A 15,708-nucleotide genomic window follows, 5' to 3' on the forward strand; every position below is an offset into this window, starting at 1 on the left:
ATAAAATCTGATTTTTACAAAGTTAATACATAAATAAAAAAACTACGAGAGAAACACCGTAGTTTTCTATTTACACAATCAGATGGATAGTCTCACCTACTAAAACAAATGAACTTTTTTTCATAATTTATTCTTTAATAAAAGGAAGACAACTATACCCCAAGTAACGTCTTATATTGCGCCACCATTTTCTCTCTAAACACTTCAAGAACATAATTCTCTAAAAAACGCTTTCTCGCATTCTCCCCAAGTTGCCGTGCAAACGTCTTAGAATCCAGCAACTTCATAATTTGCTCTGAAAGAACTTTAACATCCGGACTACGTCTTCTTTTAATACGCTTTATCGGAGATTTTAAACCAGAAACATTATTAACAACAAGCTCGCCAAGCCCACTAGTATCAGTGACAACCAATGGCAAAGCATGCATCATCATTTCAACAGCCACTAATCCGAATTCCTCATGAATAGAACAAACTACACCAACATTAGCAATTGTATAAAGCTCATATAACTGCTTTTTATCAATTCTCCCCGTGAACGTAATTCTTGACCAACTTTTTTTTGTTCCCCTGAGACATTCATTAAAATCACCATCCCCTGCAATAATCAACCGACTTTTAGGATAATCAACCAATACACGCTCAAAAGCTCTAATAAGAAAAGGAACTCCTTTTATTTCATCAAGCCTCCCCGCAAATATAATGACTTGTTCATCATCCTCTATATGATATTTTTGCCGTAAAGTCTTCTCTTTCCCTCTGTTAAGATAACAATCCGCTATTCCATTGTTGATTACACAAGCCTTAGAAGTACCAATACAATTTAATTCTTGTAATGCTTTTAATGTATGTTGCGCAACACAAATAATCAGATCACACCGCTTCATCATCATCTTATACTCCTTTATTTCATCTACTATTTGTTTCTCCAACTGAATAAGTTTACTTCTCTTTTTATCCATTATGCGCTTCAATAAACCAAAATCGCCTAACAGACTGAAACTCCAGTTAGTATAATGTACAGTCAATACAATATGACATTTAAAAAGGTGCTTCAAATATTTTACAAGATTATTATCAGGCAGAAAATTCAAATGAAAAATAATTCTGGTATCACCGTCTTCTGTTATTAGTGTTTTGAGTAAGTAAGCTGCATTACGCGAATAATATTGTAAGCATGCAGCAATATTGCTATAAGGGGTAGGTATTGATATTTGTTGATATCCACCTTTCTCTATAATCGTTGTTTCCAGACAATCAGCATAAAGATGGACCACACAAAAATCCATTTTAGAAGATAGCAAGCAGTCCGTCAACTGCTTCACATAAGTTCCGATTCCATAATCCATTGCTCTACTGGCCTTCTCTAATATATATATTTTACTTTTCATGATTCTCGAATATCAATTTAAGTGCAATGCCTGTATATCCATTTTTGCGAATACCTATTTCTCTATGAGTATTGAACAATGTTTTTGAAGTATAAGTCGTTTTATCTACTATTACCTCTAATATTGTTTCCCGATCACTTATAATTTCTCCATCCCACACTTTAGACAACTTATTTACCAACATCCCTGCTTCTTCATCTTCTTTATTCTGCTTCAATGCGCAAATCAAACTATTGACATATTCTTTATTTATGAAATCATGAGAATTTATTCTTTTATGATATCTATTAATTACATAATAAGCAATTCCTTTCAGTCCATCATCCAATGAAAAATCCTTAATACGAGTTACATCCTTCTCTAAAATTTTCAGATCAAGTTCTTCCAAAACCTCATCCCTATCGGCCTCTACAAAATTATTTTGTATCAGATATTCAATTCCCCAGGCAATTCCACACAACCCCTTAGCAAAACCGATTGAAGCCGATTGAGCAATCTCTTTATAAATCTCATCCAAAAGATATCCTCCTAATTCTTCATATAACTTGCTACCCGTCTGTCTCGCATAAAGATAGAAAAAGATACAAATTCCCATTTTTCCATCTAACAGCCCTAAATTTCTAGTAAAACTAGCATTCAATATCAAATGATGAATAATTCGATTCAATAATTCTTGTCTCTGGTTCATAAGTTTTCCTTTAATATTCTTTTAATAGGCAAAATAAATCTCTCCAAAAGGGATAAATCATCTGTAACAATCTCCGCCGTCCCTCCCATTTCAGGAAGATAAGGCAGTTCCTTATGATAAGACGTGACAAGTCCACCAGGCAAATTGATTTCAACAACATAATTATTTTCTTCTTTTGTCTTTGAAGGCACTAAAGATATATTTCCCACTACTCCCTTCACAAATCCGAATTCATTGTCTGGAAAATTACTAAAGTGTATATTTACCGTCTGTCCTACCTTTACTTTTCCAGAACGTTGAGCAGGCAATAATGCTTTACCCATGAGCGTACCTGCTTTATTGGGTATAATATTGAATACCTGTTCACCTGCAGCTACATTCTGATTTTTACTCCAATACTGCGTAAAAATTACCTTACCAGATATTGGAGTTACAACAGCATAATTCAATTCCCAATTTTGAATTTCAGTAATTAGTTGTGTAACGTAGGTATTTATTTGAATGTCCAACCCATTTTTCTTTTCTGAATATTGAAATTCCATATCCGATAAAGACTCACACATTTGTATTATTTGCAGTTGCATATTGTTTAAAGTCGCAAGTATATTTTCCAAAGAAAGTTTTCCCTGTAAATAGTTATTATAGCTATTCTCCAAGTTTTCCTCAGACCACAACCTTTGTGAGCACAAGACAGAATCTCTTTTATATTGCTTTTGTACTATCTCAAATTGTTGTTCAACAAGTACTTTCTGACGTAGTATATCTTGATATGACATTCTATATTGTTTTAACTTCTCTTGAGTCCATTTGATTTTTAATAAATAGTATTGTTCCTCTTTGAACCGAATATATTCAGAAAGGGTGAGATAAAATGAAGAATAAAGTGCTTGTAGATTACCTACTTTCAAATCTTTAACCGGTAATGAATCTATTGAGTCCAATGAATTAATCGATAATAAATACTTCTTCAAATATGCAATGTCTTTAGTCTTTGCACTATTCTCTATCACAGCTAGAACATCGCCTTCTTTGACACACTGATTATCATCAATATATAGTTCCAATATCCTTCCAGAAGATTTTGCCACAATACTTATAGCCGGATTTGTACTTGTCAGAAACACCGAAGACGTAACAACATCAGGATATTTAAAGAATGCGCTACCTAACAAAATTAGTATAACTATAACAGCCACAAGAGAAATTCCACGGCGCAATAGCCAAGTAGGAACTTCGCCTAAAACTTCCTGCACCTCGTCACTCCTCAATTCTATGTCCCTCTTTTCCTCAAGCATTACAGACCCAATTCTAACTGATTCTTGATTAATGTATAATATGTACCTTCTAATTTAATAAGTTCCTGATGTGTACCTTGTTCCACAATTTTTCCTTTATGGAGCACAATTATATTATCTGCATTCTGAACAGTACTAAGTCGATGAGCTACAATTACAACTGTTTTACCTTTATAGAATTTATCAAGACTATTCAATATTTCCCTTTCATTATTAGCATCTAAGGCATTTGTTGCCTCATCAAAGAATAAATATTGAGGATTCTTATATACAGCACGAGCTATCAATAAACGTTGCCGTTGTCCTTGACTAATCCCATTTCCTTCCATACCGATTCTTGTATTATATTTTAAAGGAAGTGATTCTATGAAATCTCGAATATTAGCAGTTTCCACAGCATAAAGCAGTTTCTGCTTATCAACTTCTTCCTCACCTACTGCAATATTACGAGCAATAGTATCCGAAAATATAAAGCCATCTTGCATTACAGCACCTGCGTGTTGCCTCCATAAATGTGGATTCAGTTCATTCAAATCCATTGTCCCTATTTTAACCGCCCCTCTATTAGGAGAATAAAAGCCTAAAAACAACTTAACAATAGTGGTTTTACCACTACCACTAGCCCCCACAATAGCTGTCATCTTGTTCTGTGGAATTACTATATTCAAATTTTCCAAAACATAGTCTCTATCTGCACCATCATAGCTAAAATAAACATTCTCCATCCGAAGAGTCTCTTTCCCTGAAAGCACATTTATTTTGTTAGCTATTTCTTGTTCTTCATCCTCTTTATTATGAATTTCGTTGAGACGTTCCAAACTAATCTTAGCATCTTGCAAAGACTGAGCAAAATTGATCACTTGACTAATAGGGCCCGACAGTTGTCCAATTATATAACTAATAGACATCATCATTCCCAGTGTAATATCCCCCTCAACAACCGCTTTAGCGGATAGATAAGAAATAAATAAACCCGTGGTTTGACTAAAACAGATAGCTCCCAATTGTTGACATTGTCCTAAAGCAGTACTTTTAATACTAATTTTAAAAAGTTTTACTTGTATTCCTTCCCATTTCCAGCGTTGCAGCTTCTCACAATTATTCAATTTTATATCCTGCATAGCTGTAATCATCTGCACCATATTACTTTGATTAACTGAAGATTGAACAAATCGAGCATTATCCAATTTTCTGCGATAACGCATAAAAAAAAGGATCCAAAGTGTATACAATGTATTTCCCGCTAAAAATACGGTTAAAATAGTCAGATCATAATAAGCAAGTATAAATGCAAACACAAAAAAATTAAAGAAAGAGAAAACAGAAGATAAAGTAGCTCCTGCCATAAAAGACTGAATACGACCATGATCACCGATACGTTGCATTATGTCTCCAATATTTTTCGTATCAAAGAAGTGAATTGGAAGTTTCATCAACTTAGTTAGAAAATCAGAAATTAAAGCAATACTAATGCGTGTATTCATATGCAGAGTAATCCAACTTTGCAGAAAACTGACTCCAGTCTGTGTTATGGAAAGTATCAATTGAGCAATCAGAATCAAAGAAATTAAGTTTAGATTGCCATAACCGATGCCTTGGTCTACTACTGCTTGAGCCAAGAAAGGAAAAATCAAAGAAAAAAGACTTCCCAAACACATTCCTATCACCAATTGTATTATTTGTGATTTATAAGGGATGAGATAGCGTAGAAAATAACTTAAGTTCTTACCTAGATTTTCTTTATCATCTTCATATTCGTAGAATTCAGAAGAAGGATTGATTATTAAAGCCACTCCCTTTTCATCCCCTTTATCCTTAGTCGAAATCCAGCAAGTCCTAAAGCCAATTTCATCCATCACGTATTTCCCTTTGGCTGGATCAGATAGAAAGAAGACATATCTTTTTTTCCTTTTTCTAATACGATAACACACTACAAAATGATTTTGATTCCAGTGCAGGATACAAGGTAGCGGAATATCATTAACCAGTTGCTCTATACCAATTCGCACTCCCCTTGTATGAAAACCAATACTCTCAGCGGCTTCACTAATGCCAAGCATAGATACACCTTGACGAGTTATATAACTTTTCTCACGCAAGTTTTGAATGGAATAACTACGTCCATAATATTTAGCTATCATACGTAGACACGATGGACCACAATCCATAGTATCCAGCTGAATATAATTGGGAAAAGAGTATTTCATGAGTGCAATAAATTATCTATCTGGCAACATGACATAAATTAGAAATACCTATTATTGCTTCATAATTACTTGGAGAAGGACACAAGTATTGAAACAAGCAATCAGAACAAGGTTCAGAATCCCGAATTTTAAACCAAGCTGTATTGGTAAGCATCTCTTTATATATCAATTGAAGTAAAGAATCTCGATGAATATTCCCTAATGAAACAGCATTTATATTTGCATAAACATTCCCGTCCGGCATTATAGTAAATATTCCAAAAGAATAAGAATTCATTTTTTGATGAATAAAAATCTGTCGAAATGGAATTTTAGTTTGTAATATATCATTCTCATTCAAATAAATGTATTTTTTAAAAAACAGGAGATTTTTACAGGTATATATAGGGTGAATCACAAAGTCATCAATATTATATAGCTCAACAATCTTTTCAACTTCCTCACATTCTTCTATTCCTGTTACATAAAAATGAAATTTAGCCTGATGAGTTCTACAAATATGCAAACAGTTTTCCCATGCTACTTTTATAATAGGAAAAGTAACCACTACATGATAAACAAATGTCGGGAAAACTATACTATCAATCATAAAATGCCTATAATGATTCCAAAGATGAACATATTCTCCAAAACCAGAAAGAATATCAGGCAATGCCATATAATAGGGATATTCAAAGACATTTCCACCCATCAAATTGAGTTTACCAACGGCTCCATATCGTATTTGAGATAATATTGTCTTAAGCAAAGAGTAAGGCATTGCTACTTGTTCAACGGTTTCTTGTGTTGTACAGCACAGACATTGCCGGAAATATTTATCACAATAATGACATTCTAGTTTACATGAGTTATTTATATATATATTCAACTCTTGCAAATAAGGTAAAACCTCCTCTCCTATTGTTCGGTCACCTGCTTGTAGCAGTTTCTTTATATCCTGTTGCAGATTCAATACAGGCATCATCTGCACAGGTTTTTCAGTGAACTGTGTCTCTATTAGTTCTCCCATTTCTTTGCCACAAAATTCTATAATAAATTCTTTATAAGGAGAATTGGCTAGCTCTCTTCCTTGACATGAAATAGTCCCTAAATTACTCTTTTTCTGTAACGACTTTATCAAATCAACAAGTAAAGAATCATGGGTTACATAGCTTGATCCATTCAAGGTATTATACAATAGTGCCTTTGCTTCTTTTATACAGCAATATACGTGAGGAAGCACATATAACCAATAGTTTTTATTTATGTCTATCATTATTATACTTTTCAGTTATTCTATTATTACTTTTTCCATGATTCGATAATAAGCTTCTGGATGTTGACGCAAAAAATCCATTTGTACCTTACGATAGGCTTCAAATCCTTGTTTACTGGTAAATCCATAACACACCGGATTACTTTCCAGATTATTCAAATTGAAAACACATTGTATACAAGATGTTACTTTACAACATTTGCTACATTGTGGTTCCATTTTGGCATAATACCCATTATACTTCTCTACTATAGCTTCTAAATCTAACTCCACACCATTTGACGTTACTTTTCCTAAGGAAAATTGCTGTCCAATACGTTCACAAGGCATTATTTTACCATTAACAGTTACAAACATTCGTTTAGCAAAAGGAATACATGTTCCTGTCGGAATTGTCTTTTGAACCTTTCCCAACAATAAATCTGTATAATTTCGAAATACAAACCCACTATACTGATGTACGAAATTAGTAACGCTTTGGTAAGTTGCCGATTTCATAAACATTCTTTCCTCTATCTCTTCATAATTTTCAGCCTGATGCAGACTTTCATGAGAATTACGATAAGTTTTACGAAACAAATCTACTTTATCAGGCCGTATTCCCACATTGTTTAGCTCTCCGATAGTAGGTATTTTCTGATAATTAGTTTCAAAAAAGCGACAAATTTCACTTACTGTATTACGATTATGCAAGACTGCATTAAAATTGACATTTTTCAAAAAATATTCGGGATACTTACCACGTAAAGCATTCACATTACGAATAATATCCTCATAAGCAGGGGCTCCAGTTTTGTGCACACGATATGAAGTATTGCGTTCATTCCCATCCAGGCTGATTAATAAAACAAAATTATGCTCAACAAGGAAATCCATATATTTTTCCAGCAAAATAGCATTTGTAGTCATAGAAAAAGTAAAAGTCCGTTGCGGACAATCCAGTTTTTCTATATATCCTACTACCATTCGGATAAAGTTCATATTCAGCAACGGTTCCCCTCCATAAAAACTTATATACACATTTCGTACAGCTGACATATTATATCCAGATTTCCAATAATCTACTAAATAGTCAATCAGTTTTAAGGCTGCTGACGAATTGATTACTGTATTCCTGCGCTGGTCATAATCATTATAAAATTCTCCGTATGCACAATACTGACATTTAAGGTTACAGGCATCTGTAACTTCAAATGTCAATTGCCGTAAATTAGCTAATTGATATTTTATATCATCAACTGAAATATATGTATTCATTGTGGGATCAATTGTCTTTGTTTTGCTTGATCTGTTATATAAGAAGACAAGCTATATTCTACATTATCATACATACAGACTACTGGCTGATTATTAATACGCCTCTCATAATTCTTTTGAATGCAAGGTCCCATACAGATAGGTAACATTTTACATTTCTCACACATATCATTCTCAAAACCACTTTTTTCAAACATTTTACTTAAGAGGCTATCATTCCACAGAATCTGACCAGAAGACGACAGGTTACCAATCATCAATTCATCGCCATAATCCCGCGCTGTACATTTAAATATTTTGCCATTGTAATTAACTACATAGTGATTAATATTGTCTGCGTAACAACATTTAAAAGTCAGAGGTCTATAAGCCCAAAAATGAGATGCAAAACCTTCACTTTCGAAGGTAGCTTTAACATTTGCTAATTGACGCCTCATCTCATCAGTACATGGCACTTGCCATACTCGCTGAAAGTCAACCGTTATACACTTCTTGCTTTGTTCTGTAAAATCGTTTATAACATCTGTTACATGTTTCAATGTTTGCCTATCACAATTAATACGCAAACAGATAGATATATCAGGGATTATTTCCGTAAGTAGATTAATATTACTAATCACATCCCTATAGCTACCTCTCTTATTCGCATAATGTTTAATTAAATTTTGGCGATATTCATTTCCATCTATAGATATTTGCAAAAAACGAAAATGAGCATCTTTCATATATCGAATTTTGTCTTCGTCCAAAAGAGTTGCATTAGTAGTCATTTGCTGCCTAAACACAAATTTGTTTTGTTCTGAAAGACGCAAAGCAGTATCCGATATTTTTCGAATTACTTCGTCAAAATACATGAGAGGTTCTCCACCAAACCAATCTAACAATATACTATTTGCTTTTTGTCTTGTTCCCAAGAATTCAATATGTTTTTTCAAACTTTCTACCATATCATCACTCATCCTTTCCTTATTATGCTTAGCTCCAGCATAAGAAACCGAGCAATACCAACATTTCAAATTACAATCTAATGTAGGATTGACAGTCAAATGATAATCTCGGTTCATAAAAACACATCGTTTGTTTTGTAATTTAATATATGCCAATTCGTCAAAATTAAATGGCACTATAAATCCAGATTTCAAGAAAGCCTGATATAAACGGGGAAATTTCACCTCAAATTCTGGCAAGTGTTCCATCAAGGTTTCGATTACAGTATAATCTTCAAAACTGACTGGCAGCAATTTGTTAGTCAACGTATTATAAAGTAATACTCCGTTGCAATAATCGACCTCTATATTATACCCACTCACTTTGTTTTCCATACTATATTCATTTTTAATTATATTAATCCCCCTGCGGTATACTCCTATCAAAATGCACTACTATCTTCATTGGCTTTCCATCGCGAATGATGCCATACGTAATTGAATCTGCATCCTGCAAACGAGCAAGTGCTTCTCTTGTAGCAGTCTCCGTTTTTATAGTGTCTATATGAGTAATCATATCTCCCAAACGAAAACCTGCCTCTTGATATGGATTACCAGGACAATCAGCTATATTATCTATGATGGAAGGGAGACCTCGCGAATCATTGCGTGTCCCCACATAATACCTCCTTATTGATGGATTCACCACTCGTTGGTAGTTTTTATGTGGCTGTAACCCTATTCGGCGGTTAGGCAAATCAAAGTATACATTAAAACGTTTCAAGAAGTTAGTTCCTACAACATAATCAGATACATTATTGGGAAAATCAAATGTATAGATACGTACCGAATCCATTTGAAAAGATTCAAACAGAGTAGTTTGCACAGTATAACGTCGGCAATAGCGATCTACAAATTGAAGCCAAACTGCATCTTGCTGCTTATTGAAAAATTGAAGTTCCGGGGTTTGATACATCAAGCAAATATCATATGCAGCGCCCGTATCTATAAGAAAAGGACGATTAATCGTTAATGTATCTCCACTAGCACATTTTACGTGCATAGGCATCTTTATTTTAAAATAGAGGCTATCTTCCTCAAGTGGAAAAATAAAGCAATCTTGGGGCATTACAAATTCACAACCGGAATGAATTTCTATATAATTTTGTTCAAAATTCAATTCCCATACATGAGTTGAATCATTAGCGGGAATATTAAAGATTCCATCCACGGTAAGAGGACCCCATATCCGCTTCAAGCTACTTACACCAAAAATAGGATATACACAATTTATTTCTCCCAACTTCATCGTAGGAGGGGAAGTGCATTCTGCAAATTTTGTGTGATATTCAGGCGTCCATGCTGAGCCACCAGCTTCAACCTTTACAACTGAAGAAGCAGCCATAAGATCTGGATGTTCTAAGTAAAAGGCAGAATCTAAAGCAAATCCCAACCGATTCCATCCCGAATCAAATATCATATTAGCCATAGTACTATCATTGAACTTTACTTGAAGTACCATTTTTCGATCTAAAGGATTGATAACGAAAGGGGTTCTATTTGTATAGATATCACCTTTAAAAATGCAACTATAGCAGAAGACTAACAGGATTACTCCTGACAAAATAAATGAGTTTTTTTTCATAATTTAGTCTTTAATAAAAAGGAAGAGACCTGTCCTAAAAAACATCAGTTCTCTTCCTCACTAAACATTTTATGAACACGTAAACTGTGGCAGGCAATGATTTTCTTGTAGTACATGACCACCACACCAACTACCCTGTGAAACTACACCTGGATCATAAGGCTCTGTAGTCTGGCAACAAGGCTGAGCGCTCCCATCACTAACATATCCATGTGCATCATTAGCACTACTGTTCGCACCTGTACTCGCTCCTCCCGGTTCTCCAGCATAATAGCAACCACATTGACAACATCCAGGGGTACCTCCCCCTAAAATACGACACATTTCCCGTTCGTTCAACTCCGCATCAGCAATCTCATGCAGTTTGATTTTTGTGAGTTTTTTCATCATACTAAACATTAAATAATTGCCTACTCTTTCTTAGATTTTCGGCTTCCTCTATTTATTATATATATTCTATAAACATAATATCTGTTTAATTACACTATAGTTATTTCAAGCCTTCTTTTAACAAAACATCCTCTAAACTTTGAGCTCTAAGTCCAACCGCTATAATCGTCCCTTTCGAATCTAACAGTATACCATAAGGTACGCCATTTATTTGATAAGCTTTAGCTAAATCCGAATCGGTGCCATTTACTTCTATAAGCTGCCCCCAAGGCATCTTCAGCTTCTTCAATGCACTTTTCCATGCTGTTCTTTTATTATCTAATGAAATTGCCAAGACACTTAATCCCCTATCCTTGTACTTTTCGTAAACCTCTTTAATATGAGGTATATCTGCCCTGCAAGGACTACACCAAGATGCCCAGAAATCAATAAAAAGCAGACGTGATTTTCCCACATATTCGGATATAGGCCTTTGTATTCCAAGTGTATCTTGCAACACAAAATCAAAGTATTGAGAATTAACTGTTCCCGCTTGTTCCTTTTCAAGCTCAGCGTTTTTATCCCAATACTCTTGAAACTCCTTGATATCAGCTTGTGTTACCAAAGAATTATTTCTTTGTAAAGTTTCTAATTTTTCATGGAGTTTAACCAAGTTTTCAAGTGGCCAAATTGCAGATTTATTATCTGCTATAAATCTCCGTCCCACTAAATTCAATCTATTTTCTATCGTTACATTATATATGAATTTCTGGTAATTGTCATGTGCCTTATTTCTCTCAATTGTATCTTTCTTTTCCACAAAATCATAATATAATTTATAAAGCCGATTTATTTCACTAGTCAAGGAATTGTGTAGGTCATTCAGATATGTTCCAGATGCAACAAAAGCAGTATCCATATATACACGTATATCTCCCTCTTCCAGAACTACTTCCACTGATTTTACGTATGGATATTTCCCTATAGTAACAATGGCGAATTCATCAACATTAGCTTTACCTTTAAAAGAGAATTTACCCTTTTGTACCTTTGCAGAGTCAATAGAAGTAATCAATGTGTCCCCCTGAAATTGGAACAATTTGACATATTTCCCATTATAGTCATTATTTAGTATTCCATTTATATGGTATTTCCCCTGTGAGCATGCCAATATAAATGGAAAAAGAAGCATCGTTAAAATTATTATTCTTTTCATTCGTTTCCTCCCTCCTCTTTACGGGTGCGAAACATGTAAAAGGGGGCTCTATATTCTCCCGCCGTTTTAAATACAGCCTCACGTATAGTAGTAGCAGCAGTAACCCATTCTATTTCATTCCAATGATCAAACATATATTTTGCAGAAATGATTTTATCATCCAGAATAAATATATATTTGGTAGTATCAACAGCATTTTCAGAGTTATCTGCATAGCATTTCACCGAAAATACAGCAAACAGTAATATGACAAGAATTGATTTCATTTTAAACATATAATTGTGTTTCATAAATTAATGAATAATAATTTTCTATGTCAGCGAATATAAGTCTTACTACCAAATATCCGACATATACAATCCTCAAATATGCAATTCGGTCAGTTTTTATATACTATTCGGTTGCAGTTCATTCCATTTCCGACAACTTGTAAATGAATCTCCATTTGTCTTTCAGTGCATTTTTACATCTTCTTGAAACTTTGAATTCATGGTCAGTAATCAGCTGTACCCAGTACTCATCCTTTCTTTTCTGCCATACAGTCAAACAATCAACATTTACAATAGTCGATTGATTGCAAATACAAAAGTTGTCAGGAAGAATATCAATCATTTGTTTAATGGAAAATTGCAACAAATGGCTCTTTACTTTCTCTTTAGTAACAATAACAAGATACGGTCTATCCGTATAGACACAAACAATATCCTCAAATTTAATCATTTGCATATAGGAATATCGTATAATCATTATCCCATCAGAGTTAAATTGTATTTCTCTAAATATTTCCATAAAATTACATTTATTTTATCGTGTAAATACTCCATGTTTTAAGGAGGCTAAGAGCGTATAAATAACTTTTATCCGTTAAGCCTAATTGCTCTCTAATAGTGTAGGCCAAAACCGTAAATCCATCTGCAACTCCCAATGTAGAATAAATAGACTCTCTCTCTTTCTGCCAAAGACAAAATGTCGTCATATCAGATAAAAATTCGTCTGCCGGATTACTTTCCCAATAGAAACTAATAAGCTCCATTTCTTCTTCCACATTTTCCGTACAATCCGGAACATGAAGTGAATGAAGATAATCATGAAGAGAAACAAATCGGGAAGATCTGCACAATTGGATATACAGATATAGCGCTACAGACGTACGGCTCTCTTCGCTGCAATCATCCGCCAATAGACGTATAATGAGTAATGATGTCAAATTAAGGAATGCGCTATATGGAATGCAATATACTTGATATCGGGAAATCTCAAATGCATTTCTCACTACGGCATTAGCAGGATGATGCGCCCACAATTCTTTTCCATAAGAAGCAGGTACTACATCACAGGACGGATGATTCTCCACAATCTTCTTCAAAGCCTGATAAACCTCCTCCTGCAAGGTCGCTCCATTTAGGGTATAAGAAGAGAATATCAACCTAATATGTTCTCCCCTCTCATACGATAAGAAAAACATAGAGTGATGGATATCAGGACTGGACATCATATAAGCATGCAGCAAAGGCAAAATTCTTCCCCACTCATCCTGAGCATAAAAGATGGAAAAGCAATGCCAGGTTCTATTACCCTCCCGAATAAATTCTGTGTTCATAATTACTTTAAAAATATAGGATGACCGTAATCAAAGTTCTTATATATAATGCCTTGACCAAAACCATTAGGATTGACAGGCAGTTTGTTATATTCATATCTTTCAATTTCCCAAAAGTTTTGTGTTTCTGATAAATACACGAGTATTTCCGATTGCAAATCCACCTCATTCACTCTATAAAAAGAAGACAGGCAGCCTTCAATATCCTTCCACTGTCCCTCTTCCGGATTTTTACCGCCGATTATTCTATTCTTTTCATCCAGAAAATATTGATTGATATTCTCGTAATGGGACGAACGGTTGTAGTTGCAATAAATATTGTCCGTCAGAATAGTCTTAGAGTAACTGCCGTCTTGATATCGCAGCAATACTTGTGTCTGATACGGATTTATATAAGATAAATACATATCAGTGATATGCCTTCCCATATATTCTTGCGAAACACGCTCTTCATGAGAATGATGAATCGCTTTACAGAATCTATTTTCTGAAATAAATTCCTGCTCTATTCCGGATTTCCATAACCGGTAATACAATTCAATATCCTCTAAACCATATCCGGGAAGCGCCTCATTATAGCCATTAACAGATAAGAAATGTTTGCGCCATAAACAAAGACGGCCAATAACATCTCTCTCTGAATACCTTGGAGTATAAAATACTTTTTCAGCAGACATACAGAAAAGATTCAATATGTATGCGGCAAATCCTTCACCTAAATAGTTGTCAGCATCCAAATTACAAACAATATCTCCTGTTGAAAGGCGGAATGCCATATTCCGGCTATGAGTTCGATGATAACAAGTAGGGGTGGTCGTTTTGTAATAGTTGAATATGCCTGTATCAAACAATTCACCCTGTTGCTTTACCCACTCCTCTAATCCGTCTGTTGAATTATAATCCAAAAGATTAAATTCCACCTGCTCAGATAAGAAATTCTCCCGGATATTCTGCTGTAATGTCTGTTTGATATGATGAAGGCGGTTCATGCAAGTAATATTGAAAGAGATTTTATGGGCATGTTTCAAAGAATCGACCTCTTTCGGCACATTTCCTTCCATATCAAAAATATTCTTTCTGATGCCGAAACTCCCATTATTAGCGACAAGTCTGCCGGCAAGAATATTAGATTGTGAGATTTTTGCATTATGCCCATCCATTTCGTGCCATGTTTTGAAGGATGAATGAGTGAATGCAATGCCTTCCTCTTTAGTGTTCCTGACTGCTTTGTTATATTCGGAGTCCTTCACTTCAACACGCTTGTAGCCTTTTGCCATCAGTCTATTGATTAAGTCCAAATCCTGATAACCTGCAGGTTCCAGACTTTCATCATATCCGCCAATAGATAGAAAATCATTCCGCCTGACAGATATACGCCCGAATGAACCGTCAAAACCATCATCAGAGCATTGGTGTAAAAACATGTGTCCATCATTCTTCACAAATTGCAAGATGACAAACCATCCCCCATTATTGCCTGTATAATTATCACAATCCAGATTTACTAAAATATCATTTTGGGCCAGCATATGCGCAGTATTCTTTGCTACGGAAGCATGCCAATAGGCCATTTCTTCTGTATAAAAGTATTTTAGATATCCGGACTCCATTTCATTTTTAAAGTTATCAGATATCCATTTGCGGAGTCCGTCCGTACTTCCGAAATCCACAAGGACAAATTCGACAAGTTCTTGCAATCTACGGTTATCTTCCAGATTCTTGGGAAGTGTCTGTCTAATCTGATGAAGTCTATTCTTACAAGTAATGCAGAATGAAATCTTAAAAATCTGAGAATTATCAATCATAATAATTTTGTATATGTTTTGTTGTAAATGCAAAGTAACCGAATATAAGACAAA

14 protein-coding genes are annotated in these 15,708 nt (G+C 34.6%); all 14 read right to left on the minus strand.

Translation table 11 applies throughout. From position 1 onward, the window contains the following. Positions 1 to 152: 152 nt before the first annotated feature. The 14 genes from BUC01_RS22355 to BUC01_RS22420 all read right to left on the minus strand — a co-directional run bounded on the left by BUC01_RS22355 (position 153) and on the right by BUC01_RS22420 (position 15,654). On the minus strand, positions 153 to 1,391 hold the full coding sequence (locus BUC01_RS22355; protein ID WP_025834086.1) for a TIGR04157 family glycosyltransferase: 1,239 nt from the start codon (positions 1,389 to 1,391) through the stop codon (positions 153 to 155). Further along, entirely contained in the window at positions 1,381 to 2,079 is a 699-nt protein-coding gene (locus BUC01_RS22360) for a lanthionine synthetase LanC family protein (protein ID WP_025834088.1), read from the minus strand. Before BUC01_RS22360 ends, BUC01_RS22355 begins: the two co-directional genes overlap by 11 nt. Continuing rightward, on the minus strand, positions 2,076 to 3,374 hold the full coding sequence (locus tag BUC01_RS22365; RefSeq protein WP_025834090.1) for an HlyD family secretion protein: 1,299 nt from the start codon (positions 3,372 to 3,374) through the stop codon (positions 2,076 to 2,078). Before BUC01_RS22365 ends, BUC01_RS22360 begins: the two co-directional genes overlap by 4 nt. Further along, positions 3,374 to 5,581, minus strand: coding sequence for a peptidase domain-containing ABC transporter (locus tag BUC01_RS22370; protein ID WP_025834091.1), 2,208 nt, complete (start codon positions 5,579 to 5,581; stop codon positions 3,374 to 3,376). Before BUC01_RS22370 ends, BUC01_RS22365 begins: the two co-directional genes overlap by 1 nt. A 16-nt stretch (positions 5,582 to 5,597) precedes the next feature. Next, on the minus strand, positions 5,598 to 6,836 hold the full coding sequence (locus tag BUC01_RS22375) for a TIGR04150 pseudo-rSAM protein (protein WP_025834093.1): 1,239 nt from the start codon (positions 6,834 to 6,836) through the stop codon (positions 5,598 to 5,600). 15 nt (positions 6,837 to 6,851) lie between these two features. After that, entirely contained in the window at positions 6,852 to 8,093 is a 1,242-nt protein-coding gene (locus BUC01_RS22380) for a radical SAM peptide maturase (protein WP_025834095.1), read from the minus strand. After that, positions 8,090 to 9,415, minus strand: a complete 1,326-nt coding sequence (locus BUC01_RS22385) for a radical SAM/SPASM domain-containing protein (protein ID WP_025834097.1) — start codon at positions 9,413 to 9,415, stop codon at positions 8,090 to 8,092. Before BUC01_RS22385 ends, BUC01_RS22380 begins: the two co-directional genes overlap by 4 nt. Positions 9,416 to 9,437: 22 nt before the next feature. Continuing rightward, positions 9,438 to 10,664: a PDZ domain-containing protein gene (locus tag BUC01_RS22390; protein WP_034524622.1), complete on the minus strand. Its 1,227-nt coding sequence runs from the start codon at positions 10,662 to 10,664 to the stop codon at positions 9,438 to 9,440. A 69-nt stretch (positions 10,665 to 10,733) separates the two neighbouring features. Next, positions 10,734 to 11,063: a TIGR04149 family rSAM-modified RiPP gene (locus BUC01_RS22395; protein ID WP_317044920.1), complete on the minus strand. Its 330-nt coding sequence runs from the start codon at positions 11,061 to 11,063 to the stop codon at positions 10,734 to 10,736. A 91-nt stretch (positions 11,064 to 11,154) separates the two neighbouring features. Beyond that, positions 11,155 to 12,249, minus strand: a complete 1,095-nt coding sequence (locus BUC01_RS22400) for a TlpA disulfide reductase family protein (protein ID WP_025834102.1) — start codon at positions 12,247 to 12,249, stop codon at positions 11,155 to 11,157. After that, positions 12,246 to 12,539: a hypothetical protein gene (locus tag BUC01_RS22405; protein WP_244895781.1), complete on the minus strand. Its 294-nt coding sequence runs from the start codon at positions 12,537 to 12,539 to the stop codon at positions 12,246 to 12,248. Before BUC01_RS22405 ends, BUC01_RS22400 begins: the two co-directional genes overlap by 4 nt. Positions 12,540 to 12,657: 118 nt before the next feature. Beyond that, positions 12,658 to 13,038: a LytTR family DNA-binding domain-containing protein gene (locus BUC01_RS22410; protein ID WP_034524624.1), complete on the minus strand. Its 381-nt coding sequence runs from the start codon at positions 13,036 to 13,038 to the stop codon at positions 12,658 to 12,660. A 10-nt stretch (positions 13,039 to 13,048) separates the two neighbouring features. Then, entirely contained in the window at positions 13,049 to 13,849 is an 801-nt protein-coding gene (locus BUC01_RS22415) for a lantibiotic dehydratase C-terminal domain-containing protein (protein ID WP_025834107.1), read from the minus strand. Between the two features lie 2 nt (positions 13,850 to 13,851). Then, entirely contained in the window at positions 13,852 to 15,654 is a 1,803-nt protein-coding gene (locus BUC01_RS22420) for a galactosyltransferase-related protein (protein WP_073314939.1), read from the minus strand. Positions 15,655 to 15,708 lie beyond the last annotated feature (54 nt).

It is taken from the genome of Bacteroides stercorirosoris, assembly GCF_900142015.1.
GTDB lineage: Bacteria > Bacteroidota > Bacteroidia > Bacteroidales > Bacteroidaceae > Bacteroides > Bacteroides stercorirosoris.